We start from the raw sequence: 23,811 nt of genomic DNA, 5'->3' as shown, positions 1-23,811 counted from the left end.
CTTGAAATTAAATTTTAATTCCAGGAGGCAACATTTCTTGAAATTTTCGATTTTTTCTAAAGAAATTGATGAATTTTGCGTGTGTTGGAACTACTTTTAGTTTTTTACTTTCCGCAATCTCTAAAACCGATTTTATAAATGCGTTATGCAATTCATCATCTTCGTTATTGTTGCTGCAGAATTTAGTCAAAAACAACTTGCGTTCTTGAATCGCATATTCGATTGAAACCAATCCAGTTTCGGTAATAATTTCAAATTGTCTTAAAAGTTCATTATCTTTGATTTCCATGATGCCTTCCAATTATGGTGCAAATTTACGAAACTTTTTTAAAATAATGGTAATGAGTAAGATTCCGGTTTATTTTATGCCTGGTTTGGCCGCAAGCCCCACAATTTTTGAAAACATACAATTACCTGAAGACCAATTTGAAATGCACTTTTTGGAATGGTTTTTGCCTAAGGAAAAAGAAAGTATCGAAAGTTATGCCCATCGCATGGTTGAAAAAATCAAGCATGAAAATCCGGTTTTAGTAGGGGTTTCCTTTGGCGGGGTTTTGGTTCAGGAAATGGCAAAACAAATGGAGGTTCGTAAAGTAATTATCATTTCAAGTGTAAAGTCGAATACCGAATTCCCTACTCGATTTAAAGTAGCCAAGACTACAAAAGCATATAAGTTAATTCCGACCCAACTTTTGGCAGATATTGAAAAATTGGTTAAATATGCATTTGGGGATAATATTGTGGCAAAGCGATTGAAATTATACGAAAAATATTTATCGGTTCGTGATAAGCATTATTTGGATTGGGCTATTGAAACTATCTTGTGTTGGGAACAAAAAGAAATAAATAATGCCGTAATTCATATTCATGGCGATGCGGATGAGGTTTTTCCAATTAAGAACATAGAAAAGTGTATTGTTGTAAAAGGCGGAACCCATATAATGATAGTTAACAAATTTAAATGGTTGAATGAAAATTTACCCAAACTAATTCTAAACGATTAAAAAAGAAAGATATATGAAAAAGATGCTATTTTCGGGGTTGATCGCACTATTGGCAAGTTTCTTGATTTATGGAGTGGTGTCAAATGATACGAAATATGCCCCTCAGGGATATAGTTTGCAAATGGACTTTTCAGGAGAGGATGTGCCAACATTTATTGCAGATGTTCAGGAACGATTGGACAAAGAAATGGTTACCAATATGAATTATCATACCAATACGACTTTGGTGATTAAACGTGCGAATAAAGTATTTCCAATTATTGAACCTATTTTAGCGAAATATGGAGTTCCAGATGATTTCAAATATTTAGCGGTTATCGAGAGTAGTTTGGTTAATGCGGTTTCACCTGCAGGAGCAAGAGGTGTTTGGCAGTTTATGCCTGCAACCGCTAAAGAAAAAGGAATGGAAATAAGTGAAGAAGTTGATGAGCGCTATCATTTAGAAAAAGCAACAGAAGCCGCTTGTAAATACTTAATAAGTGCCAAAGAAAAATTTGGTTCTTGGACGTTAGCTGCAGCTTCTTACAATGGTGGAATGAATGGAATTGCCAAAAAAATAGAAGAACAACACGTTGATAATTATTACGATTTGTTGTTAACTGAAGAAACATCGCGTTACGTTTTCCGAATTTTAGCATTAAAAGAAATCATGAAAAATCCAGATAAGTATGGATTTAGTATTCCCAAAGAAGCTTTATACTATCCAATTCCGACTAAAAAAATAGTAATTGATTCTTCGATTACGGATTTAGCAAAGTTTGCTAAAACACAAGGTGTGAATTATAAAATTTTAAAAATTCACAACCCTTGGTTACGCGATAAAAAACTAACGAATACTTTAGGTAAGAAATATGAAATCGAAATCCCAACTTCAGGATATAACAAACAATAAACGACCAATGGATGTGCAAGTGGTTTTATCGTTAGTTTTAATTGGTGTTTTAGCAGGTATTTTGAGTGGGCTAGTTGGAGTAGGAGGAGGTGTTGTTATGGTTCCTTTGTTAATTTTACTACTAGGGTTTAATCAGCATCAAGCACAAGGAACTAGCTTAGCGGTTTTAGTAGTGCCAGTCACGGCAGTTGCCGTATATACGTATCATAAAGAAGGTTTTATCGATTGGCGTTATGTAGGAATTATTGCTTTGTTTTTTGTGGTTGGAGGCTACTTTGGAAGTAAAATTGCAGTTGGGTTGGATCAAAAAATGCTAAAAAAAGTATTTGGTTTTATTCTATTGTTAATTGCGGGCAAGATGTTATTAGGTAAATAAAAAAGCACCTTTAAAAGGTGCTTTTTGTTTGTTCTGTGAATTACATTTTTTTCATCTGCTCTTTCATCATTTTTATTTGATCTTTCAGCATATTGTGTTTGTCTAATTTTTTGGCTTCGTTAAGTAAGTTGGTTGCTTCCATTTTTCTTCTTCTGGTCATGGCAATACCTGCTAATTGTAGTTTAGCTAAAGCAAGGTCTTGATTCATTGATAATCCAAGAGCAATAGCTTTTTTAAAGTAGCGTTCTGCTTCAATTAAATTGGTTTGAGAAACCATTAAACCGTGTAGGTAATTAAAATATCCTTGCTGTTTTTTTATTAAAGCTGTTTCTGGATTTTTGATATGAGACAACCATTTTTGTGCTCCAGGGAAATCTTGTTTTCTCAATTTCAAGAAAGCTAGTAAGATAAATTCGTTTTTGAAATATAAGAAAATAAAAATGGTGGAAAACAATAATAAAAAGATACCATTACCAATGTTGTTTTCTGTAAATTGATAAATTCCAAAAGCAATTATTAAAGCTGCTAAAACTAATTTAATATTTTTGTGAAACATGTTGTATTTTTTTGTTGACTGCAAAGGTAATAAAATCAATTAAAAATATTTTTAAAAAAGTATTTGCGAATGAAAAAAGTCTTTGTATATTTGCACTCGGTTTTCAGGAAAGGGAAACTGTGATTTTAAAAAAGATTTTTATTTATAGATTTTAAAAAATACTACAATGAGTAAGAGAACGTTTCAACCATCAAAAAGAAAAAGAAGAAATAAGCACGGTTTCATGGATAGAATGGCTTCTGCAAATGGAAGAAAAGTGCTTGCTCGTAGAAGAGCTAAAGGAAGACATAAGTTAACTGTTTCTTGTGAACCAAGACACAAAAAATAATGTTTTAGCTTAAAACAATATACTAGCCGTTACTTTTATTAGTAGCGGCTTTTTTTTAAACTGTTTATAAAATTTGAAAAGTTTAGCAGTTTATTTCAGACTACCCAATTGAAAATTTGTAATTTTATATTCAAACACAACTACAATCCACTACTAACAACAACACAATGCCTAAAGACAACACAATCAAATCGGTTTTAATTATTGGATCTGGACCTATTGTTATTGGTCAAGCTTGCGAATTTGACTATGCGGGTTCACAATCAGCACGTTCATTAAAAGAAGAAGGAATTGAAGTTATCTTAATTAACTCCAATCCCGCGACTATCATGACCGATCCATCAATGGCGGATCATGTTTATTTAAAACCATTAACCACAAAATCAATTATCGAAATTCTTAAAGCTCATCCTCAGATAGATGCTGTTTTACCAACAATGGGGGGGCAAACCGCACTTAATTTAGCGATTGAGGCAGAAGAAAAAGGAATTTGGAAGGATTTTGGAGTACGTTTAATTGGAGTTGATATTAATGCCATTAATATTACTGAAGATCGAGAAAAGTTTAAAGTACTTTTAAATCAAATTGGGATTCCACAAGCACCTGCAAAGACTGCAAATTCTTTCTTAAAAGGAAAAGAAATCGCACAAGAGTTTGGATTTCCTTTGGTAATTCGTCCTTCGTTTACTTTAGGAGGTACTGGAGCTGCTTTTGTTCATAAGAAAGAAGATTTTGATGAGTTGCTAACACGTGGTTTAGAGGCTTCTCCAATTCATGAAGTACTGATTGATAAGGCTTTATTAGGCTGGAAAGAATATGAATTAGAGTTGCTTCGTGATAAGAATGATAATGTGGTGATTATTTGTACTATCGAAAATATGGATCCAATGGGAATTCATACTGGCGATTCAATTACAGTAGCGCCAGCAATGACGTTATCAGATACAACATTCCAAAAAATGCGTGATATGGCCATTTTGATGATGCGCTCTATCGGTAATTTTGCTGGAGGTTGTAATGTACAATTTGCAGTTTCACCTGATGATAAAGAAGATATCGTGGCGATTGAAATCAACCCCCGTGTATCGCGTTCTTCGGCATTAGCATCCAAAGCTACGGGTTATCCTATTGCCAAAATCGCAACGAAATTAGCCTTAGGATACAACTTAGACGAATTGCAAAATCAAATTACAAAATCTACATCGGCTTTATTTGAACCAACGTTAGACTATGTAATTGTTAAAATACCAAGATGGAATTTTGATAAATTTGAAGGTTCGGATAGAACATTAGGACTTCAAATGAAATCGGTGGGAGAAGTCATGGGAATTGGACGTTCGTTCCAAGAAGCGCTTCATAAAGCTACTCAGTCGTTAGAGATAAAGCGCAACGGATTAGGGGCAGACGGGAAAGGTTATAAAAACTACGAACAAATTATCGAAAAATTAACTTTTGCGAGTTGGGACAGAGTTTTCGTAATTTATGATGCCATCGCCATGGGGATTCCATTAAGCCGAATTCATGAGATTACTAAAATTGACATGTGGTTCTTGAAACAATACGAAGAATTATTCCATTTAGAGAAAGAAATTTCGAATTATAAAGTAGATACGTTACCAAGAGAATTATTGCTAGAGGCAAAACAAAAAGGATATGGAGACCGACAAATTGCACACATGATGGGTTGTTTGGAAAGTCAAGTACACAAATTAAGGGAAGAACAAAATATCAAGCGTGTTTATAAATTAGTTGATACTTGTGCGGCTGAGTTTAAAGCCATAACGCCATATTTTTATTCGACTTTTGAAGCTGAAATTGAGAAAGCAGACGGCACCAAATACGTTCACAACGAGAGTATCGTAACCGATAAGAAAAAAGTAGTGGTTTTAGGTTCTGGACCTAACCGTATTGGTCAAGGAATTGAGTTCGATTATTCTTGTGTTCACGGGGTTTTGGCAGCAAAAGAATGTGGTTATGAGACGATCATGATCAACTGTAATCCAGAAACGGTTTCTACCGATTTCGATACGGCGGATAAATTGTATTTCGAACCCGTTTTTTGGGAACATATTTATGATATTATTCAGCACGAAAAGCCTGAAGGTGTAATCGTTCAGTTGGGTGGGCAAACGGCTTTGAAATTAGCTGAAAAATTATCAAAACATGGTATAAAAATTATCGGAACTTCTTTTGACGCTTTAGATTTAGCGGAAGATAGAGGACGTTTTTCTGATTTATTAACCGAATTGAATATTCCTTTTCCAAAATTTGGAATTGCAGAGAGTGCTGAAGAAGCTTCTAGATTAGCCGATTCATTAGACTTTCCGTTATTAGTTCGCCCTTCTTATGTGTTGGGTGGTCAAGGAATGAAAATTGTAATCAACAAACAAGAATTAGAAGAGCATGTTATTGATTTATTAAAATCGATTCCTGGAAATAAATTATTGTTAGATCATTATTTAGATGGAGCCATTGAAGCAGAGGCCGATGCTATTTGTGACGCCGATGGGAATGTATACATTATAGGGATTATGGAACACATTGAACCATGTGGTGTTCACTCAGGTGATAGTAATGCGACATTACCACCTTTTAATTTGGGTGAATTTGTTATGCAACAAATCAAAGATCACACGAAAAAAATTGCGGTAGCTTTGAAGACGGTTGGGTTAATTAATATTCAGTTTGCCATAAAAGATGATATAGTGTACATTATTGAAGCAAATCCAAGAGCTTCTCGTACTGTACCTTTTATTGCAAAAGCATACGGAGAACCATATGTTAACTATGCTACAAAAGTAATGTTGGGACATAATAAAGTAATAGATTTTAATTTTAATCCTCAATTAAAAGGATATGCGATTAAACAACCTGTTTTTTCTTTCAGTAAGTTTCCAAATGTAAATAAAGCATTAGGTCCTGAGATGAAGTCAACGGGTGAAAGTATCTTGTTTATTGACGATTTGAAAGACGACCAGTTTTATGATTTGTATTCAAGAAGAAAAATGTACTTAACGAAGTAATACAGGGAAACGCAATCGAAAGATTGCGTTTTTTTTCTTCATCAGATTGATTTTGGATTTTGATACCCTCTCCTTACACGTTTAGTTCTTGTTTTGAGAAACTGTTTAAATTTGTCAATTATAGCTTTTTTTCTCTAGTCAATTTAAACTTATTCATAGTAACATCTCAAGATACAATAAGATACTACAAATGCAAGTTATTGATATATGGAGCTATAAAACTTGAGGGATAACGATCAATGTAAAACAATATTATACCTAGCAACTTGTCTCAAAAAAAAAGCACTGAAAAATCAGTGCTTTTTATAATTTGCAAACGACTCGTATTACATACCGCCCATTTGTTTTTGAAATTCTTCCATAGTTACTTTCTTATAACCTTCTCCAATAGTAAAGCAATCTTTTGGTAATTCTTTTGAGAAAGACGTTGCTGTTATGGTCATTTCCCCTTGTGGATTTGATACTTTTATCTCTAGAGGATATCCAACCAATTTTACATTACCTTCTGCGTTAGTAACTTGAGGTGCTATTGCTTCTGTAATGTATAAAACACTAGAGGTACCATCGCTTAATTTTACTGTAGCTTTATAACATTTAAAACCAGCAATTTCTTTAGTATCTTTTTTGTCATACACGATCTCAGTTGCATTTTTTAAGTCTGTTAAACTACTATTTGCTTTAAAAGCTTCTTCTGGTAATTCAATTATTTCATATTTCATTCCCATAGCATCAAATGTCATGCGTGCGTCTTTAATGTTTCCAACTGGAATAATGGTTTTGGTTACCATCATGCCATTCATCATTGACATGTCTGTAGCTTGAGTTTTCTCGTCAAAATGAACACTAATAGTGCTTTCTCCCATCATTGCAGCTGCTTCGTCATTTCCTGAGGTAGTCATTTTATAATTAACAGAACCCTTTTTTAATGCTGTTTGCGCATTTACTCCTACATTCGAAATAACTAATAGAGCGAATGCGATTTGAATCATTTTTTTCATGTGAATTGTTTTTTGATGCGTAAATGTATAAAAAAATTACTTCAACAAGAATTCTAATGAAACTTTTACATTTTTTGAAATGTTTTTACTCACAACGCTTGGGATTTCGATATCAAAATCGTCAGTACTCACTATAAAATTAGAAGTGATTTCGATGCCTTCATCTGTTCTTTTAATTTTCGCAATAACCGAAATGTCTTTTGTTTTTCCATGAAGTTCTAGTTGTCCATTTAGCGTATAGTTTTGCTCTGTTCTTGTGATTCTAGAGTAAAAGAAATTTTCTATTTTCCCTTTAAAAGTCGTCTTAGGGAATACTGTGCTTTCAATGTAATTTTCATTGAAATGTTCTTCCATTAGGGCAATTTTAAATTTAAAACCTCTAACTAGTGCTAAAACTGCTATTTCTCCTGATCTTGTGTTCAGTACACAGGAAACATTTGTGTTTTTCCCTTTAATTTCTTCAAAACTAGGAACAGATGCTTCAAAAGAAATTATTCCACTTTTGGTAATAAATCTTTCTTGAGCCATAAGGCTAGTGCTCAGAAAGAATATTAAAGTTAATAATTTGATTTTCATAGTTTTTTTTATTGAGGGAAATTAGCATTTTGCCAAGCTATAATTGTATTAATTTGATTTTGAGAAAGTCTTGGCCCCCCTAAAGGCATTGCTCCCGGAGTTCCTTCTGCTCTTGAAATTCTATCAATTAAATTATTTAAAACCGCTGTTCTCACATTTTCGTAAGTAGTTAATGACATTGGAGCTCCGTTACTTGTTGGGTTACCATGGCAACGAACACAATTATTATCAATAATAGGTTTTACGTCATTTAAATAACTAACATTTACATCTGTTGTTATTTCAGTTAAATCGGATACACTGTCAGTTGTACAACCTCCTAATAACATAGATGTTAGTAATAAGAAGGTTAATTTTTTTACATTTTTTTTCATTTTAAAACAATTTAATTATGGTTAAGACATTAAAAATCAAGTTCGTTTTTGCATTGTTGGCTTTCATTTTGGTAGCAACTGCTTTTGTATACTTTTATGTTTACAAACAACACCGAAACATTAGTTTAGAACAACCGGATTATGTTTTAAGTTCAAAAGACTTAATTTCTGAGTTCTCTTTAAATCAAGAGATAGCTAACAAAAAGTACGTTGACCAAACTATTTCGATATACGGAAAGATTACGAGTTTGGATTTAAAATCACGTATTATAATTATTGACGATAAAATAGTTGCTGTTTTATTAAACGATCAAGTTCAAAATTTCGCAATTGGAAAGGAAATTAAAATCAAAGGAAGACTAGTAGGTTATGATGATTTGTTTGAAGAGATAAAAATGGATCAAAGCAGTGTTCTAGATTAATTCTGATTTTTCGAAATTTTCTATTTTAAAATCATGCTTTTGCATGCATACTTCTTAAGATCTTTTTTAATGTTAGATTTTTTTTTTACAAATAAAGAACTAAATCTTCTAAATACTCGTATATGGATTTGTTGATGCTTAATAAAAACAGAAAATTCAGCATCTTAAAAGAAGTATAGATACAATACTTAAGTGCTTTTAGTACATTTTAGAACACAAAACAAAACAAATAGAACAAATGAAAAAATTACTTTTACTAGCTTTATTTCCCTTGTGTGGTTTTGCACAGGACGACTTATTAAATGAAATTGATACTATAGTAACTAATGTTAAAGTAGAATCGGCATTTAAATCTTTAAAAATTATTAATATTGAATCCACTAAGCTTGCAGCTAAAGGCGATTTCTACTTTGTAGTTGCTCACCGTTTTGGATTTGTCAACAACGGTATAGATGATTTTTTCGGACTTGATAATGCAAACACATTGATTAAATTTCTTTATGGAATTGACGACTGGTTAACGGTTCACGTTGCTCGAAGTGGTTTTCAAGAAACGTATGATATGGGTGTTAAATATCAACTTCTATCTCAACGAGAAGGAGGGTTTCCATTTTCGGTTGTTGGGTTCAATAGTTTAGCTGTCAATACAGAATTGAAGGAGGAATTTTTCCCTAATTTAGAATTTGAAAACAGGTTAAGTTTTGTAAATCAATTGCTAATCTCTAGAAAATTTTCGAATAGGTTGTCATTGCAAGTAGCCCCAACAGTTTTTCATGAGAATACATTACGTGATATATTAGATGAAAATAATATGGCGATTTTGCCTAATCCACAAGAAAACTTACAATATGCTATAGGTGTTGGGGGACGCTTTAAATTAACTAGTCGTTGGTCTATAAATGTTGATTATGCAGCTCACTTAAACAGAGCAAATGAATCGATTTATAAAAATCCACTTTCTATAGGTTTTGATTTAGAGACAGGTGGACATGTCTTTCAAATGCATTTCTCCAATTCTAATGCCATGCATGAAGCAGGCTTTTTAGGACAAACTGTTGGAGATTGGACCAAAGGCGAATTTGCATTCGGGTTTAATTTAGTTCGAGTTTTTTAAATTATTCCCACATTTTTATAGAAGCTTTTCAGAAATTTCCACATTATAATGTTGAAGATTCTCTAAGGCTTCTTTTGTTTTATAATCAAATTTTCTTTCAATCTCTCTTGATAATTTTTTGGATTGTATTCGATATAAACTATCATAAAAGCGTCTGATTTCGTCAAATGAAGACAAAATTAAACGGGGTACTTTTACATTATTTCCTTTCTCATCTTTTGCAACCATAGTAAAATAACTAGAGTTACAATGTTTCATTTTTCCTGTTTGAATATTTTCTGAGATAACTCTAATTCCAACAACCATAGAGGTTGTACCTACATAATTGACAGACGCTTTTAAAGTTACCAATTCTCCTATTTCAACAGGATTTAGAAAGTCTACCGTATCAACGGAAGCCGTAACACAATAGCTTCCTGAATATTTAGAAGCACATGCAAAGGCTATTTGATCCATTAGTTTTAGTAGATAACCGCCATGAATTTTTCCACTAAAATTGGAATGGGAAGGCAGCATTAGTTCCGAGATTGTAATTTTTGAAGCCGAAACGGTATTGGAATGCATCATTAAGCCTAATTTTAAAGTGTAAACCTTATCATAATATTAGTTTTTCATGAATTTTTGAGTGAAAGTACCTAATTCATTTTCAATCGTGAAAAAATAGATGCCTTGGTCAAAATTAGCAACATCAAAAGTGTAATTGTCAGGATTTGATTTGTGAAAAATTAATTTTCCTGTCGTGTCATATATTTTGATTGATTCAATAACATTGCCGTTAGCTTGTAAGGTAATTTTATCATTGGAAGGATTAGGATAAATAAAGAATGGATTTTTAGTAAAATCAGAAGAGTTTAAGGGTTCGTCTCCAAAAATTCTGGCAATTCTGTTTCTAGTTGTGCCATTATAAGTTGTAAAGCTACCCGCAATGATAATGTTTCCATCTTCTTGAATAGCAATAGCATTCACATTATTATTAGCGGCTGTTCCACTATTAAATGAAGTGTCTATTAGCCCATCGTTGTTTAGTCTTGCAATTCTATTCATCGTGACGCTATTGAATAAGCTATAGTTTCCACCAATCACAATTTTATCATTGAATTGAATGGCGATGCTTCCAACCAAATTATTAGCGCCTAATTGTATGTCAAATGTACTGTCTACAGTGCCATCTGTATTCAGACGCGCTAAATATTTCCTGTCAGCTGTATTGAAAGTTGTAAAAAGGCCACCCAATAAAATTTTTCCATCCGATTGAATTTTTGAACTTCTTATCGAATTATTTGCACCACTCCCTATATTAAAAGAGCTGTCTAATGTTCCATCCGTATTCAATCTAACCAATCTATTTACTAATGTGCCATTAAAATTGGTAAAATCTCCACCTAAAATAATTTTATCATCAGCTTGTATACTCACAGTATGAATGGGATTATTTACACCAGAGCCAATGTTAAAACTTGAATCGATTGTGCCATCTGTATTTAATCGTACTATTCTATTAACAGGCGTGTTATTGAAAGATGTAAAGCCTCCAGCTACAATTATTTTACCATCCGATTGAATGGCTAATGCCAGTATAGGAGTATTTGATCCTAAATTGGAAGCATTAAAAATGGTAGTATCTAAAGTACCATCATCATTAAGTCTTAAAATATTATTGCGTTGTACATTGTTATAACGATTAAAATCGCCAACAACTATTATTTTTCCATTGGAATCGATAGCCATAGCTCTTACAGTTGGGAAAAAAGATATTGTACTAGTGATACCGTTACCCGTCACAAATGTATCGTCTAAACTACCATCCGCATTTAATCTTATAAATCTGTTTTTAGCTTGTGAGTTAAAATTGGTAAAATCGCCCCCAATAATAATTTTTCCGTCATCTTGAATGGTAACTGCATTAATTGCAGCATTAGCACCTATTCCAGGATCAAAGGATGCATCCAATCCACCCGATTGTGAATGTGCAATTCCTAGTCCTAATAAAATGAATAACAATGTAGTAGAGTAGTGTTTTTTCATTGTTTTAAAGTATTAAAAATAGTTATATTTTTAAAAATATTTCAAATATATAACTATTTTTAACAATTTATTCTATTTATTTCCAGAATAAGGTGATTTTTCTAAAGTAACTTTAGTTATGAAGTAATGTGTGTCACCCCACCAAGGCAATGTTTTTATTCTTTCTTTATATTCTAATTTAACATACTGACCTTGATATTTCTTTAAATCCTCAATCACTTTTGTTTCATTATCTTCTACAGAAAATGGAAAAAATCGTGTTGCTCCAAATCCTTCATTCAATTCCCCTTCCCAAGTTTTGAATAGAACCCCTTTGTGGCTAAACTTGGATAATATTCCGCTTCTAACTCCGTCACTTAAGGTGAAATTATAAATGAACAAAGTATAACCTACAAGACCTAAGCTAACGGTTAGAAGTAAGTAGATAAAAATTTTTCTTAACGTATTCATATGTTGTTTTTTTCTTCGATTACTTTATTTTCTTCGTTTTCTGCTCTTTTTAAAACGGCTTCTGGAAGTGCTTTTTTGGCTTTAGCTCCCATTTTTTTCAATTTTTCAACACTAGTGATAAGATTTCCTTTTCCGTCAACTAATTTATTCATAGCGTTGCCGTATTCAATTTTAGCTTCGTCCATTTTCTTCCCAATTTTAATCAAATCAGAAACAAAACCTTCGAATTTATCATATAAAGCTCCTGCTTGACGTGCAATTTCAATCGCATTTTCTTGTTGTTTTTGATTCGTCCACATACTATCAATCGTACGTAAAGTTGCCAAAAGCGTAGAAGGTGTAACAATCACAATATTTTTCTCGAAAGCTTTGTTATACAAACTCGTATCTTCATTTAAAGCCACAGCAAAAGCGGATTCGATCGGAATGAACAACAACACAAAATCTGGACTTTCCATATGGTACAAATCGTGGTAATTTTTACTCCCCAATTGCTCCACATGGCGATTTATCGAAACAATATGCTCTTTTAAATACTGATTTTTTACTTCTAAATCTTCTTCGTTAATGTAACGCTCGTAAGCGGTTAAAGTAACTTTCGAATCGATAATCATTTTTTTGCCATCCGGAAGATTGATGATGACATCGGGGAATACACGATTGCCGTCTTCAGTAACGTGACTTTGTTGCACAAAATATTCTCTATCTTTCTCTAAGCCCGATTTTTCTAAAACGCGTTCTAAGACCAATTCTCCCCAATTTCCTTGCATTTTGCTGTCGCCTTTTAAAGCTTTGGTTAAATTGATGGTTTCTTTACTCATTTGTTCGTTCATTTCGCGAAGCCCCAAAATTTGTTGGCGTAACGCGGCATGATAATCAATACTTTCTTTGTGCGTGTCTTCGACTTTCTTTTCGAAGAGTTGGATTTTGTCTTGTAAAGGCGACAAAATATTTTTTAAATTCTCCTTGTTTTGCTCGGTGAATTTTACGGTTTTCTCTTCCAGAATTTTATTAGCTAAGTTTTCAAATTCTTTGGTAAATTTTTCTTGAAGTTGTTCTACCTCTTGCTTTTGCTCCTTGTTACGTTCCCAAAGATTGTCAAAATCATTTTCTTTTTTTGCTAAATGAATCGCTAATGATTCCTTTTCTTTTTGCAGGTTTTCTTTCTCAATTGAAAGTTGGGCAAGCGATTTTTCAAACTGATTTAGCTCGGTTTGAAACTGAATTTTCAGTTGCTCGATTTGGTTTAAAAGTCCGTTAATACGTTCTTCTAAACCTGATTTTTCGGATTGCGATTTGGCAGAAAATACTATTTTCCCAATTAAAATTCCAATTCCTAAAGCAATAATAAATGCGGCAAGTACTAAAAGTGTTTGTGACATGGTTGTTGATTTTATTTTATAGTGTAAATGTAGCAAAAAATAAAATTTAATGATATGTTAGCTACTAAAAACTCTTCGAAATTTTAATCAATACAAGTTCGTCGATGTAATGATTCGTTCGTCGAATATTAATGATAATTATATGTTAAATGTTTAAAAATCAATTATTTGTATTGAAGTATTTTATACATTTACTATGTGATTTTGATTCGTTATTGAATATATCGTTAGTTATATATCTAAAAAGATATTCAGTCGTTTATTCCTCTCAAGTTATAGTAGATCAGAAAAACGTAATTAATCAAAATCGACACAGGGAGGTCTTAAACAAGGCCTCCTTATTTTTTGTTTCACTCCAACAGTTTTTACTATCTTCGCCACACTTAAAATGGAATTTCTACATGCATCATCACTTTCTTATTCACAAGCCTTACGGTTATCTATCGCAGTTTATTTACCAATTAAAACGCAAGAAAAAGTTGTTGGGCGAATTATATGATTTTCCCGAAAACACCATGGCAATTGGTCGTTTAGACGAAGATTCAGAAGGCTTACTTTTGTTAACCACCGATGGCATGATGAGCGAAATTGTCCGAAGCAAAAAAGTAGAAAAAGAATATTACGCGCAAGTCGATGGTTTAATTACTGAGGAAGCCGTTGAACAATTACGAAACGGAGTCGAAATCGGCTTACACGGCAAAAAATACAAAACCAAAAAGTGCAAAGCTTTTCAATTAGAATCCATTCCCAATTTAGGCGAACGTGGCAAAAAGATTCGCGATGAACGTCACGGACCAACGTCTTGGGTTTCGATAACTTTAACCGAAGGTAAATTTCGTCAAGTACGAAAAATGTCATCAGCGGTTGGTTTTCCTACATTGCGGCTGGTTCGTGTGCGTGTAGGAAACATTCACTTAAATGATTTAAAAGCGGGTGAAGTTTTAAAAGTTAGTGGTTTTGATGTATAAAAAAAAAACAGCTATTTCAAGAGAAATAACTGTTTTCTGTTTTTTTGGATTAATAAAAGATTAAAAAATCAGATTCCTTTTTTTTGAGTTTGTTTTTTTAATCTTAATTAAGCTTGGAATAATTGAAATTAATATACTACTTCCTAAAATTATCCCATAGTTTATATCATTCCAATTTAATTTTCTAATTCCATCAATACAAGCTGTGCATTCAATAACTTTTAATTTTGCATCAACAGCAGATATTAGAATAATTGAAATAAAAAATAGTAATAAACTTCTGAGTATGTTTATAAAAATTTGAAAATTATTTTTATTTGAATTTTCAATTGATAATGTTACTATACTTAATCCCAAAATTGGTAAAAAAATAATATTTGGAATAAAATAAATGTTCTTTCCAATGAATTGAATTTTATCAGAGGTTGATATTTGAAAAACATCTTGAATGAAACCACGAAAAAAAGATTCCGTAAGAAAAGCTATTCCTACTCCAACAAGAAATATTATGATTCTTAAAATTATTTTTTTCAATTGATGATTATTAGGATGTTAAAAAATCTCCATAAAAAACGTTTTCATCGCTTCCCAACTTCTTTTATCGGCTAATTCATTGTAAGCAGCGCCTTTGCTGTTATCGCTTCCAGCATCTTTGTGTGTAAAGGCATGAACTGAATTTGCATAATAAATCATTTGCCAATCGGCTTTTGAAGTTCTCATTTCGTTTTGGAAGGCTTCAATTTCTTTTGCAGGAACATAAGGATCATCCGCACCATGTAACACTAAAACTTTGGTTTTAATTTCATTAGTTGGACTGTTTGCCGCTTTTCCTAAACCGCCATGAAATGAAACTACTCCTTTTACATTTAAGTTGCCACGAGCGGCTTCGATAGCACCCGTTCCACCAAAACAATAACCAATTACTGCAATTTGATCTTTATCGGCACCCGCTTTTACTAGTTGGTCAATCGCCAATTGAATTCTTTTTTGATATTCTGCAGGATTGTTTTTGTAGAAGCCTGCATTTTTTCCAGCTTCACCTGTATTTTTTGGGTTGTTTCCAACACCATATATATCAGCTACTAAAGCATGATAGCCTAATTTAGCTAAAGCTTCTGCTGATTCTTTAGCATGAGCGTCAACACCCATCCACGCTGGTAAAACGATAACACCTGCTTTTTTTGGATTTGCTTTTTGTGCTTTGGCAAAAAAGCCTTCTAATTTTTGATTACCATCTGCGTAATCTACTTTTACTAATTGTCCGAAGCTATTCATACTAGCTAGGATTAAGGTTAAATAAAGGTACTTCATAACTTTTTTTATGTAAAATTATGAAAATTGAAAATTTGAAACGTTAAACAAAAGGTAAAATTAGGATAAATTATTTGATTTTAAACTTACCAATCGAAGCATCAAAAGTTAGATGTTCGGTATCAAATAACGTATTAAAGATACCTGTTTGAATTAAGTTACAAGGTTGGTCTTGCACAATTTGATTAGGTGTGAACACAATTAGTTCATCTGCCATTTGAATGGCTAAATCAATATCATGTGTAGAGTAGAGGATGATTTTGCCCGTTTCATGCGTGAGTTTTTGCAACAATTTCAATAAAGTCGCCTTGTGAACCAAGTCTAAATGCGTGGTGGGTTCGTCTAAAATAATAATCGAAGTGTCTTGCGCTAAAGCACGTGCAATCAAAGCAATTTGCAACTGACCATCACTAATTTCATCATGTTTTTTATGAACCAAATGTTGGATTTCGGTTAAAGCAATTGCTTCTTCAATTTTGATTTTATCTTCGTCAGTTAAAGTGCCTAACCAATTGGTATAGGGTTGTCTTCCTAAAGCGATGATCTCGTAAACAGTTAAGTTGCTTGGAGGTAATTTTTCAGTCAAAACAATACTTAATTCTTTTGCTAAATCAAGAGGTTTGTAACTTTGAAGCGATTTGTTTAGTAAAGTAATTTTGCCAAATAATGGTGGGATAATTCCGGTTATTGTTTTTAATAAAGTAGATTTTCCAATTCCGTTTTCACCAATTAATGCGATTAATTTGCCTTTTTCTAAATTTAGATTGATGTTTTGAGCAATGGTAATCATTTCCGATTTTGACTTGTAGCCAATCGAAAGATTATGAGTTTGTATGGTGAAATTTTGTTGGGTCATTATGAAATACAAAAATAGGTTTTACCACATAGAAACATAGTTTTTTTTGAGTTTTGTTTAAAAACTAAAGTTTTGCATAGTTTTATTCTTTTTCTAATTTTTTGAAGTACTCGTTTACAAATGTTTTTTGACCTTCTCTGAAAATATTGAAACAATTAAAGTTGATTATAATTCCCTTCGGAACCTTTAATAAGTTCATATAATTCAAAACTTGAGCATCATGAATTGGTTTTATTTCAGAAACTGATTTCAATTCAACTATTAAACAATTTTCTATGAATAAATCACAACGAAATTCAATATCAAGTTCTTTTTCTTTATAAACAACAGGAATTTTAAATTCGGAAGCAAAATTTATATTTCTATTGGTTAATTCCTCAATCATACACTGTTGGTAAACACTTTCCAATAATCCACTTCCCATGTTTTTATGCACTTCTATTGCAGCTCCAATAACATTAATGTCAGTTCATCTAAATATTTCTGTGTCATATTTTTTTAAATTTACCACATAGAAACATAGATTGATATTATTTCATTTACTCTATGATAAAAAACTAGTTTTCTATGTATTTCTTAAAAATAATAAACCTATGTTTCTATGTGGTTTTATCTTATTTTAAGTTTTAACTAAAAACGTTTCTTTTTAACTAACAACCAAATCACTACTGGTGCTCCTATTACTGATGTTATCGCGTTAATTGGTAAAGTAATATCATTTTCTGGAACTTGTGCAATTGTATCGCAGCACAACATGACAATAGCGCCTAGTAACAGCGTACTCCAAAACAACACTAAATGATTACTGGTTTGAAATAATAATTTTGCCATGTGGGGTACTGCCAAACCTATGAAAGCAATTGGGCCAGCGAAAGCAGTGATACTTCCAGCTAAAATACTTGTAGCTATGATTATTAAAAAGCGTGTTTTCTTATAGTTGATTCCGATACTTTGGGCGTATTTTTCTCCTAAAAGTAAAGCGTTCAAAGGCTTGATGACCATGAAACTAATTCCTATTCCAACGAGAACAAAAACAGATAAAAGCAAAATTTCATTCCAAGATAAATTCGAAATACTTCCCATCGACCAAAAAGTGAATTTTTGCAATTTTTCAGCCGAAGAAAAATAGGATAACACCGAAACTATAGCACTTGTAAAACTGCCAAACATCAATCCTACAATCAAAATGGCCATGGTGTCTTTTAGTTTTTGAGAAACCAATAAAACCGCCATCAAAACTAAAAAACTACCTAAACTCGAAGCTACCACCAATCCGTAATTCGATAAAAAAATAGAAGAGATGAATGTTGGTAAAAATCCAGTTCCTAAAATGATAAACGCTACTCCTAAACTCGCACCTGAACTAAGACCTAAAACATATGGTCCTGCCAACGGATTTCGAAATAATGTTTGCATTAACAACCCGCTTATTGAAAGTCCGGTTCCCACTAAAATAGCGGTTATAGCTTTTGGAAAGCGAAAATTCCAAAGTATAATTTCCCAACTTTCCTTACTCATTTCTTGCGAGAAAAGTCCGTTAATAACCTCTTTCAAAGGAATAGCAACCGAACCTAAACTGATATTAACCAAAAACAAAAACACCATTGCGACAAGCAAAAGGATGAAAAGAAGGTTTTGTTTTTTGGTAAAGGACATGCGTTGAATTTTTGGCTAAATTACGTTTTTTGGTTTTTTAAACATATAGACACATAAAAAAACATGAAGTAAAGTTCTGTTGAAATCATTTCATTCACACATAACTAATGATAATTATGTAAAATGAAACGCCTGAAATATTAACAAAGTTGAGCTATGTGACTATGTGTTTCAATTTTATTTTAACTTCTCAAAAAAGAACAATTCATAATCGGGTAACATTTCGGGATGTAAAATTTTTACGATGTCTTTCAAAACCAAATCTGGGCGATTTTGTGCTAATTCGTAGTAGATAGCACCACCTGTTTTTCCTCTTTTGGTACTAAACGAATATACGTTTTTAGATGCAACTGCTCTGAAGTGAATGTGATTTGGATTGCTATCTAAAATTTGTTGTATCGATCCAAATTGTCCTGGTCCAATCCAAAAATCGGCGTCTTTTGCCTTGTCTAAAACACTTTCAAATGATAATGCTAAACTTCCTGTTCCTTTGGAATCTTTCCATAAATAATTTCCGTTGGCTTCTTTTAAAAAATAGGCTGCCCAACTATCACCTTGTGGTAAAAACCATTGGTCTTCGTATATGGAACCTGCAAAAATGGTGGGTTGGGTTTTGGCATTTTTAGCTAAAGCTACTACTGAATTGTATTCTTTTTCAATTGAATTGAAGATCTCGGTTGCTTTTTCATCCAAATCATATAACGCACCAAAGAATTTAATCCATTCGGCTTTTCCTAAAGGCGTTTTTTCGGTCCAATCTCCGTTGAAGATGATTTTTTGACCGTTTTTTTCTAAGTTTTTGTAAGTTTTTAAATCGCCATCTACGCTAAAACCTACAATTACATCAGGTTGAATGTCTAAAATGACTTCGGTATTTAACCCTTGATTTGAACCTAAATTGCGCACTTTTCCTGCATCAATTAAAGCTCTTGTTTTCTCAGATGATATATACTCTGTTGTTGGGAAACCAATTAAAGTATTTTCAACGCCTAAAGCTTCTAGAGCAGGAATATGTGTTGTTGAAGTAACGATTACTTTTTTAATTGGTACTTCAATCGAAGTAAATTGTTGTAAGCTATCTGGAATTTGAACGCCTTTTTTGTGAAGTACATAAGTGTAATTATCTTTAGCTTCAGGATAGGCATTCGAAACTTTTACCACCGAAAAACCATCATATTTTTCAATAGAAAATCCTTCCGCGTGTTGGATACTGTTTTGTGTGGAAGTATTGAGATTTGCAGAACTTTCTGTTTTTTTACATTGGATAAATCCTAAAAATAAAACGAATAAAAAGAAATAATGGCGCATGAAAATGTTTTTTGCAAAAGTAGTTTTTTATTTTCTGCTCGCAAAGACGCAAAGATGCAAAGGTTTTTTCATGTAACTTTTTGAAACAAATAAGGCAGAAAGAAACCAATAAAACCACTAAATTTGTGATAAAAAAACATGAGAACAGATTCCAACGAGTTTATTTATGCCGTAGCCACAATTGTAATCGCACACTTTGTAATTGGGTTTATTTGGTTGTGGCGTAAGTTGAATAAGAAGAAGTAGCTTGGTATTTTGTTGAAGAATGTTTTTTAAAAATTGCATTCTATTAAAATTAATGTAAATTTGCCTTCGAATTTTGGTTGTTGTTTCTGAATTTTTCAAAACAACATTAAAAGGGAATTAGGTGTAAGACCTAAGCTGTACCCGCAACTGTAAGCTATAAAGCTTGTTATTATCTACATTACCACTGTTGTTAATTTAGAATTAAGAATTCTGAATTTAGAAAATTTCTAACTTCTAATTTCTAATTTCTAACTTTCGATGGGAAGGTTGATAACAAGACGCAAGCCAGGAGACCTGCCACATTCATTGAGTAACAAACTTTCGGGAAAAAAAGTTTGAGTATGGGTAAATTCTGTGCTTTTCTCCCAAATTATTAATTATTGATTGAAGTGATTGGTTTAAACACATAGTCACATAGTATCTGGTTTATTTTAAAGGCTGTTTTAGAAAAATTATTTTTACACATAGCGCTTTGTTATCTATGTTAAATGAAATGCCTTTTTATATTCTATTTCATCTATGATTCTATGTGTTGAAAAAATTATTTCAGCAAGTTTTTTATTAACCCTAAAATGAACAAAAAGTTTATTGGCTTAAGTGTATTTACACTAGCTACTGCTTTTGCGTATGCTCAAGAATCAGATACGCTAAAAGTTAACAACCTAAAAGAAGTGGTTGTTACGGACACTAAATTTGCACAAAGCAAAGAAAAATCAGGTAAAATTATTGAAGTGATTACCGCTCAAGACTTAGAAGCTAAAAAAGGTCAAAATTTAGCAAATGTGTTGAGTCAAGTTGCGGGAGTTGAAATTAACGGAAATCAATCGTTTAACGGAAAGAACTTAGGTTATTACATTCGTGGTGGTCGTAATCGTCAAGTAGCGATTTACATTGATGGTGTTCCTGTTTCGGATGCTTCGGGAATTAACATCGAATACGATTTGCGTTTAATTCCAGTAGAACAAATTGAGAAAATTGAAGTGATGAAAGGTGCTTCGAGTACGTTATACGGAACTGGAGCTGCTACAGGAGTTATTAATATTACGTTGAAAAAATCGGTAAAAAAGGAAATTTCGGGTAATGCGTATATCAATATGGGAACGCAAAATACTTCGAATACTTCAAAAACGAGTGCGCAAGATTTCAATCAAGGTATTTCGGTAAATGGGACAGTAAATAAAATTTCGTACCTAACCACTTTAAACAGTACGGAAACTAAAGGAATGTCGGAAGCCGCAGGAGAAAATTTTGAAGAAGATACGTTTTCAAGAGTCAATGTGTTACAAAAAATAGGTTTTAAAGCGAATGATAAATTGAGTTTTGAATTTTTCGGTAACTATGACCGAATCAAGAACACGTTTGATAATTCGTTTGACGGAATTATTGCTAATGCAGACGATTTGAACAATAATAGTTTTTCGGAGCAATTCCGAATCGGATTCTTACCAAAATACAAATACAACAAAGGAGAATTTGCAATTAACGCTGGAGCGTCAACAATTGATAGAATTTTAAATATTTCAAATTCATGGTCGGGAACGATTGATAATTACAATTATTCAGGTAGAAGTGTTTCGATAGATGCTTTCAATAAATACAATTTCAGTAAACAAGTCTATTTGGTTTTAGGTGCGCAATATCAATATTTCGATATGTCACAAAAAGACGCGTATACGGATGTAGCAAGAGAAGCAGCGAAGTTTAACTTGTTAGATCCTTATGCTACTTTAGTTTTTAATTCTGATTTTGGATTAAATATAAATGCTGGAACTCGTTTCAACACGCATAGCGAATATGGAAATCAAGCTGTTTATAACTTCAATCCGAGTTATTCATTTGCAAATTTACCTTTGAAAGTTTTAGCTTCATATAGTACAGCTTTCATTACACCAAGTTTATATCAATTATACGGACCTTATGGGAATTTAGACTTAACACCAGAAGAAAATGCTACATCAGAATTTGGTTTTGAATCGCAATTATTGGATAAAAAATTAACGATAAATGCAGTTGGTTTTTACAGAGAAGAAGAAAATACGTTCGGATTTTTTACTGATCCAATAACGTTCGCTTCAAATTATATCAACATCGAAGGAACTTACAACGCAAAGGGTGTTGAAGCAAGCATTCGTTATGCATTATCTGAAAGAGTTAACATTGGTGGAAATTATACATTTACTCAAGTTGAAGAGCAATTAAATCGTTTAATTCCAAAACACAAAGGTAATGTAGATTTGAATTACAACTTCAAAAGAGGAACTTTCGGAATCAATTATCAATTTGTAGATAAAAGAAGCGACGCCTATTACGATTCAAATATTTGGGCAACACAAGCGGTTAATTTAGCAGCTTATCAGTTGGTTAATTCTAATATTTCTTACGAGTTATTGCCTAATCGTTTGCAAGTTTTTGGAACAGTAACCAATATTTTAAACGAAGATTTCCAAGAATTAATTGGATATAACACAAGAGGAAGGAACTTTAAATTAGGTTTGAATTTTCTATTTTAGAATAAAGAGGGCTAAGGCCCTCTTTATTATTCTAGATACATTGCATCACCAAATAATCGGAGTGATTTACTATCTTCAAAATAATGGAACACTTTTTCGGGAACACTTTGCTGAAATCTTCCGTTTACATTAATATAATTTAGTGCGGTATTCAATAGTGGGTCACTTTCTTCGCCAAGAATTCCTAGATTACCAATATCTTCCAGTTGATTAACATCTGGAGCTAATCCATTCGTATAATCACTAAAGTTGTCGTTATTAGCGATTTTGAGTACTATGGGCTGCATTGCATATTTATGATTTGGATTTACATTTTGCTTTCTGAAAGTAGGAGAGTCATAAAGAGTGATTGATCCTACATTTTTCCCAGCTGTAGCATCACCTATTTGAATAACATCAATATAGGGGATAAGTCCGTTGATTACCAATTCACTTGCTGAAGCAGAGCGTTTGGTTGTTAAAATATATACCTTGTCTAAATTTAGATGGTTAATGCCGTTACCATTTCCTAATGAATTTGTAAAACGATTCAGTAGCTGTTCTGGATTATTGATTAAATTTTCAATTTTATAATTCCATTGTTGTTTTGCAAAGACTTGATTGTTAAATTGTCCAGTTATCATACTAGCCAAGCGGGTTGCAGTATTTACAGAACCTCCTGAATTGTATCGTAAGTCTAATACTAAATGGGTAATTCCTTCGCTTTGAAAAAATCCAAAAGCATTGTTTAGTTCCGTTTCAAAGTTTCCAAAGAAACCATTATACATTAGATAACCAATTTTTTTTGTACCTTCTACAAACACTTTTCTAATATATACTGGATTTTCAGAGTAATCTGTTTTTGTTAATGAAACAGCATTACCGTTAGGAGTTATGGCTCCGTTATCAAATTCAGCTAAGTTTAAAGTATAATTATCTTGATTGAGCAGATTTATATAGTTTGAAGTGTTTAGAGAAACACCATTAACAGCATAAAAAATAGTACCGCGGTTTATTGCTTTTGTAGAAGCATCTGAGTTGGGTTGTATGTATCTGACCCAGCCAAATAATTCTGTGGTACTCCCTTGTTTAAATCGTAATTCATAATCAACTCCATTGCTTTTTTGTGTGCCGTTTAACGCTTGTTCCAATTCGGTGTAATCAGAAAAAATCACACTGTAACGATCAATCGTAGGATCGACTAATAGATGATTGAATAGCGCTTCTGGAGCATTAAATGAGTTAATAAAGTTGTCATAATCATTATTTGTAGCAAATCGATCATCTGCTAAATCTGGAGAATCGGATAGCCAATAGTAATAAAGATTAAGCCCTTTCCAAATAAAATTATTTACAGAACCGTATGATACGGTGTCATCATAATCATCAGCGCATTTTACAATACTCTGAGCAAAGAGTATTGCAAATAGAATAACCATCATTCTTTTCATAAACTT

At 32.5% G+C, this 23,811-nt stretch carries 25 protein-coding genes and 1 riboswitch; of the genes, 9 read left to right on the top strand and 16 right to left on the bottom strand.

Annotation, left to right across the window (positions count from 1 at the left end; all coding sequences use genetic code 11):
- Window positions 1-7: 7 nt before the first annotated feature.
- Window positions 8-289 carry an N-acetyltransferase gene (locus tag BUE95_RS06765; protein ID WP_073582777.1) on the bottom strand — a complete coding sequence of 94 codons (282 nt, stop codon included), beginning with the start codon at window positions 287-289 and terminating at the stop codon, window positions 8-10.
- A 52-nt stretch (window positions 290-341) separates the two neighbouring features.
- On the opposite strand from BUE95_RS06765, the gene BUE95_RS06760 reads away from it, so the two are divergent.
- From BUE95_RS06760 to BUE95_RS06750, 3 genes are read left to right on the top strand one after another with little or no spacing between them, the layout of a single operon-like run.
- A complete protein-coding gene (locus tag BUE95_RS06760) occupies window positions 342-1,004 on the top strand; it encodes a YqiA/YcfP family alpha/beta fold hydrolase (RefSeq protein ID WP_073583506.1) in 663 nt (220 codons plus the stop codon).
- A gap of 13 nt (window positions 1,005-1,017) precedes the next feature.
- Window positions 1,018-1,896: a lytic transglycosylase domain-containing protein gene (locus tag BUE95_RS06755; protein WP_073582775.1), complete on the top strand. Its 879-nt coding sequence runs from the start codon at window positions 1,018-1,020 to the stop codon at window positions 1,894-1,896.
- A gap of 7 nt (window positions 1,897-1,903) precedes the next feature.
- A complete protein-coding gene (locus tag BUE95_RS06750; RefSeq protein WP_073583505.1) occupies window positions 1,904-2,272 on the top strand; it encodes a sulfite exporter TauE/SafE family protein in 369 nt (122 codons plus the stop codon).
- Window positions 2,273-2,312: 40 nt separating this feature from the next.
- Here the strand turns inward: BUE95_RS06750 and BUE95_RS06745 are convergent, their stop codons facing one another.
- The gene (locus tag BUE95_RS06745) at window positions 2,313-2,828 is read right to left on the bottom strand and encodes a hypothetical protein (protein WP_073582773.1); all 516 of its coding nucleotides are present in this window, start codon (window positions 2,826-2,828) and stop codon (window positions 2,313-2,315) included.
- A 166-nt stretch (window positions 2,829-2,994) separates the two neighbouring features.
- Here BUE95_RS06745 and rpmH point away from each other — a divergent pair, with 166 nt between their 5' ends.
- Both rpmH and carB read left to right on the top strand, forming a co-directional pair.
- A complete protein-coding gene (gene rpmH / locus BUE95_RS06740) occupies window positions 2,995-3,156 on the top strand; it encodes a 50S ribosomal protein L34 (RefSeq protein WP_007136275.1) in 162 nt (53 codons plus the stop codon).
- 167 nt (window positions 3,157-3,323) lie between these two features.
- Window positions 3,324-6,179, top strand: coding sequence for a carbamoyl-phosphate synthase large subunit (carB, locus tag BUE95_RS06735; protein WP_073582771.1), 2,856 nt, complete (start codon window positions 3,324-3,326; stop codon window positions 6,177-6,179).
- Window positions 6,180-6,505: 326 nt separating this feature from the next.
- Here the strand turns inward: carB and BUE95_RS06730 are convergent, their stop codons facing one another.
- The 3 genes from BUE95_RS06730 to BUE95_RS06720 are packed head-to-tail and all read right to left on the bottom strand — an operon-like array spanning window position 6,506 to window position 8,127.
- A complete protein-coding gene (locus tag BUE95_RS06730) occupies window positions 6,506-7,177 on the bottom strand; it encodes a hypothetical protein (protein WP_073582769.1) in 672 nt (223 codons plus the stop codon).
- 36 nt (window positions 7,178-7,213) lie between these two features.
- Window positions 7,214-7,705 (bottom strand): YceI family protein, encoded by a 492-nt coding sequence (locus BUE95_RS06725; RefSeq protein WP_234977635.1) that lies wholly within the window; start codon window positions 7,703-7,705, stop codon window positions 7,214-7,216.
- A 56-nt stretch (window positions 7,706-7,761) separates the two neighbouring features.
- Window positions 7,762-8,127, bottom strand: coding sequence for a c-type cytochrome (locus tag BUE95_RS06720; protein WP_073582765.1), 366 nt, complete (start codon window positions 8,125-8,127; stop codon window positions 7,762-7,764).
- Window positions 8,128-8,144: 17 nt separating this feature from the next.
- On the opposite strand from BUE95_RS06720, the gene BUE95_RS06715 reads away from it, so the two are divergent.
- Entirely contained in the window at window positions 8,145-8,549 is a 405-nt protein-coding gene (locus BUE95_RS06715) for an OB-fold protein (RefSeq protein WP_073582763.1), read from the top strand.
- 238 nt (window positions 8,550-8,787) lie between these two features.
- On the top strand, window positions 8,788-9,663 hold the full coding sequence (locus BUE95_RS06710; RefSeq protein ID WP_073582761.1) for a DUF5777 family beta-barrel protein: 876 nt from the start codon (window positions 8,788-8,790) through the stop codon (window positions 9,661-9,663).
- A 15-nt stretch (window positions 9,664-9,678) separates the two neighbouring features.
- On the opposite strand, the gene BUE95_RS06705 is transcribed toward BUE95_RS06710, so the two are convergent.
- From BUE95_RS06705 to rmuC, 4 genes are all read right to left on the bottom strand, one after another.
- On the bottom strand, window positions 9,679-10,227 hold the full coding sequence (locus tag BUE95_RS06705; RefSeq protein WP_073583504.1) for an acyl-CoA thioesterase: 549 nt from the start codon (window positions 10,225-10,227) through the stop codon (window positions 9,679-9,681).
- Window positions 10,228-10,266: 39 nt separating this feature from the next.
- Entirely contained in the window at window positions 10,267-11,688 is a 1,422-nt protein-coding gene (locus BUE95_RS06700) for a T9SS type A sorting domain-containing protein (RefSeq protein WP_073582759.1), read from the bottom strand.
- Between the two features lie 72 nt (window positions 11,689-11,760).
- The gene (locus BUE95_RS06695; protein ID WP_073582757.1) at window positions 11,761-12,138 is read right to left on the bottom strand and encodes a 6-phosphogluconate dehydrogenase; all 378 of its coding nucleotides are present in this window, start codon (window positions 12,136-12,138) and stop codon (window positions 11,761-11,763) included.
- Window positions 12,135-13,520: a DNA recombination protein RmuC gene (rmuC, locus tag BUE95_RS06690; protein WP_073582755.1), complete on the bottom strand. Its 1,386-nt coding sequence runs from the start codon at window positions 13,518-13,520 to the stop codon at window positions 12,135-12,137. The genes BUE95_RS06695 and rmuC overlap by 4 nt, the downstream gene beginning before the upstream one ends.
- A gap of 401 nt (window positions 13,521-13,921) precedes the next feature.
- Here rmuC and BUE95_RS06685 point away from each other — a divergent pair, with 401 nt between their 5' ends.
- A complete protein-coding gene (locus BUE95_RS06685) occupies window positions 13,922-14,488 on the top strand; it encodes a pseudouridine synthase (RefSeq protein ID WP_073582753.1) in 567 nt (188 codons plus the stop codon).
- A 60-nt stretch (window positions 14,489-14,548) separates the two neighbouring features.
- Here the strand turns inward: BUE95_RS06685 and BUE95_RS06680 are convergent, their stop codons facing one another.
- The 6 genes from BUE95_RS06680 to BUE95_RS06655 form a co-directional block, all read right to left on the bottom strand.
- Window positions 14,549-15,022, bottom strand: a complete 474-nt coding sequence (locus BUE95_RS06680) for a hypothetical protein (protein WP_073582751.1) — start codon at window positions 15,020-15,022, stop codon at window positions 14,549-14,551.
- A gap of 18 nt (window positions 15,023-15,040) precedes the next feature.
- The gene (locus BUE95_RS06675) at window positions 15,041-15,799 is read right to left on the bottom strand and encodes a dienelactone hydrolase family protein (RefSeq protein WP_073582749.1); all 759 of its coding nucleotides are present in this window, start codon (window positions 15,797-15,799) and stop codon (window positions 15,041-15,043) included.
- A gap of 70 nt (window positions 15,800-15,869) precedes the next feature.
- Complete coding sequence (locus BUE95_RS06670) at window positions 15,870-16,655, bottom strand: ABC transporter ATP-binding protein (RefSeq protein WP_073582747.1); 786 nt, start codon at window positions 16,653-16,655, stop codon at window positions 15,870-15,872.
- 82 nt (window positions 16,656-16,737) lie between these two features.
- On the bottom strand, window positions 16,738-17,079 hold the full coding sequence (locus tag BUE95_RS06665) for a GxxExxY protein (RefSeq protein ID WP_234977634.1): 342 nt from the start codon (window positions 17,077-17,079) through the stop codon (window positions 16,738-16,740).
- A gap of 206 nt (window positions 17,080-17,285) precedes the next feature.
- Entirely contained in the window at window positions 17,286-18,311 is a 1,026-nt protein-coding gene (locus BUE95_RS06660; RefSeq protein ID WP_073582745.1) for a FecCD family ABC transporter permease, read from the bottom strand.
- A gap of 177 nt (window positions 18,312-18,488) precedes the next feature.
- The gene (locus BUE95_RS06655) at window positions 18,489-19,619 is read right to left on the bottom strand and encodes an ABC transporter substrate-binding protein (protein ID WP_073582743.1); all 1,131 of its coding nucleotides are present in this window, start codon (window positions 19,617-19,619) and stop codon (window positions 18,489-18,491) included.
- 303 nt (window positions 19,620-19,922) lie between these two features.
- A riboswitch (cobalamin riboswitch) is annotated at window positions 19,923-20,181 on the top strand.
- A gap of 256 nt (window positions 20,182-20,437) precedes the next feature.
- On the opposite strand from BUE95_RS06655, the gene BUE95_RS06650 reads away from it, so the two are divergent.
- The gene (locus BUE95_RS06650; protein WP_073582741.1) at window positions 20,438-22,375 is read left to right on the top strand and encodes a TonB-dependent receptor plug domain-containing protein; all 1,938 of its coding nucleotides are present in this window, start codon (window positions 20,438-20,440) and stop codon (window positions 22,373-22,375) included.
- Window positions 22,376-22,401: 26 nt separating this feature from the next.
- Here BUE95_RS06650 and BUE95_RS06645 read toward each other — a convergent pair whose 3' ends face one another.
- Window positions 22,402-23,805, bottom strand: a complete 1,404-nt coding sequence (locus BUE95_RS06645) for a S41 family peptidase (protein WP_073582739.1) — start codon at window positions 23,803-23,805, stop codon at window positions 22,402-22,404.
- Window positions 23,806-23,811 lie beyond the last annotated feature (6 nt).

Source organism: Flavobacterium cucumis, from assembly GCF_900148835.1.
Lineage (GTDB): Bacteria > Bacteroidota > Bacteroidia > Flavobacteriales > Flavobacteriaceae > Flavobacterium > Flavobacterium cucumis.
Note: the sequence above shows the minus strand (reverse complement) of the source record. Positions and strands in the feature narration are given on the sequence as shown.

Excerpts from the sequence above, each read along its gene's own strand:
- BUE95_RS06750 (WP_073583505.1), top strand. The coding sequence starts at position 1,904 with ATGGATGTGCAAGTGGTTTTATCGTTAGTTTTAATTGGTGTTTTAGCA.
- rpmH (WP_007136275.1), top strand. The coding sequence starts at position 2,995 with ATGAGTAAGAGAACGTTTCAACCATCAAAAAGAAAAAGAAGAAATAAG.
- BUE95_RS06715 (WP_073582763.1), top strand. The coding sequence starts at position 8,145 with ATGGTTAAGACATTAAAAATCAAGTTCGTTTTTGCATTGTTGGCTTTC.
- BUE95_RS06720 (WP_073582765.1), bottom strand. The coding sequence starts at position 8,127 with ATGAAAAAAAATGTAAAAAAATTAACCTTCTTATTACTAACATCTATG.
- BUE95_RS06655 (WP_073582743.1), bottom strand. The coding sequence starts at position 19,619 with ATGCGCCATTATTTCTTTTTATTCGTTTTATTTTTAGGATTTATCCAA.
- BUE95_RS06705 (WP_073583504.1), bottom strand. The coding sequence starts at position 10,227 with ATGCATTCCAATACCGTTTCGGCTTCAAAAATTACAATCTCGGAACTA.
- rmuC (WP_073582755.1), bottom strand. The coding sequence starts at position 13,520 with ATGTCACAAACACTTTTAGTACTTGCCGCATTTATTATTGCTTTAGGA.
- BUE95_RS06685 (WP_073582753.1), top strand. The coding sequence starts at position 13,922 with ATGCATCATCACTTTCTTATTCACAAGCCTTACGGTTATCTATCGCAG.
- BUE95_RS06700 (WP_073582759.1), bottom strand. The coding sequence starts at position 11,688 with ATGAAAAAACACTACTCTACTACATTGTTATTCATTTTATTAGGACTA.
- BUE95_RS06660 (WP_073582745.1), bottom strand. The coding sequence starts at position 18,311 with ATGTCCTTTACCAAAAAACAAAACCTTCTTTTCATCCTTTTGCTTGTC.
- BUE95_RS06730 (WP_073582769.1), bottom strand. The coding sequence starts at position 7,177 with ATGAAAAAAATGATTCAAATCGCATTCGCTCTATTAGTTATTTCGAAT.
- BUE95_RS06670 (WP_073582747.1), bottom strand. The coding sequence starts at position 16,655 with ATGACCCAACAAAATTTCACCATACAAACTCATAATCTTTCGATTGGC.
- BUE95_RS06725 (WP_234977635.1), bottom strand. The coding sequence starts at position 7,705 with ATGGCTCAAGAAAGATTTATTACCAAAAGTGGAATAATTTCTTTTGAA.
- BUE95_RS06710 (WP_073582761.1), top strand. The coding sequence starts at position 8,788 with ATGAAAAAATTACTTTTACTAGCTTTATTTCCCTTGTGTGGTTTTGCA.
- BUE95_RS06760 (WP_073583506.1), top strand. The coding sequence starts at position 342 with ATGAGTAAGATTCCGGTTTATTTTATGCCTGGTTTGGCCGCAAGCCCC.
- BUE95_RS06665 (WP_234977634.1), bottom strand. The coding sequence starts at position 17,079 with ATGGGAAGTGGATTATTGGAAAGTGTTTACCAACAGTGTATGATTGAG.
- BUE95_RS06765 (WP_073582777.1), bottom strand. The coding sequence starts at position 289 with ATGGAAATCAAAGATAATGAACTTTTAAGACAATTTGAAATTATTACC.
- carB (WP_073582771.1), top strand. The coding sequence starts at position 3,324 with ATGCCTAAAGACAACACAATCAAATCGGTTTTAATTATTGGATCTGGA.
- BUE95_RS06745 (WP_073582773.1), bottom strand. The coding sequence starts at position 2,828 with ATGTTTCACAAAAATATTAAATTAGTTTTAGCAGCTTTAATAATTGCT.
- BUE95_RS06675 (WP_073582749.1), bottom strand. The coding sequence starts at position 15,799 with ATGAAGTACCTTTATTTAACCTTAATCCTAGCTAGTATGAATAGCTTC.
- BUE95_RS06755 (WP_073582775.1), top strand. The coding sequence starts at position 1,018 with ATGAAAAAGATGCTATTTTCGGGGTTGATCGCACTATTGGCAAGTTTC.
- BUE95_RS06650 (WP_073582741.1), top strand. The coding sequence starts at position 20,438 with ATGAACAAAAAGTTTATTGGCTTAAGTGTATTTACACTAGCTACTGCT.
- BUE95_RS06695 (WP_073582757.1), bottom strand. The coding sequence starts at position 12,138 with ATGAATACGTTAAGAAAAATTTTTATCTACTTACTTCTAACCGTTAGC.
- BUE95_RS06645 (WP_073582739.1), bottom strand. The coding sequence starts at position 23,805 with ATGAAAAGAATGATGGTTATTCTATTTGCAATACTCTTTGCTCAGAGT.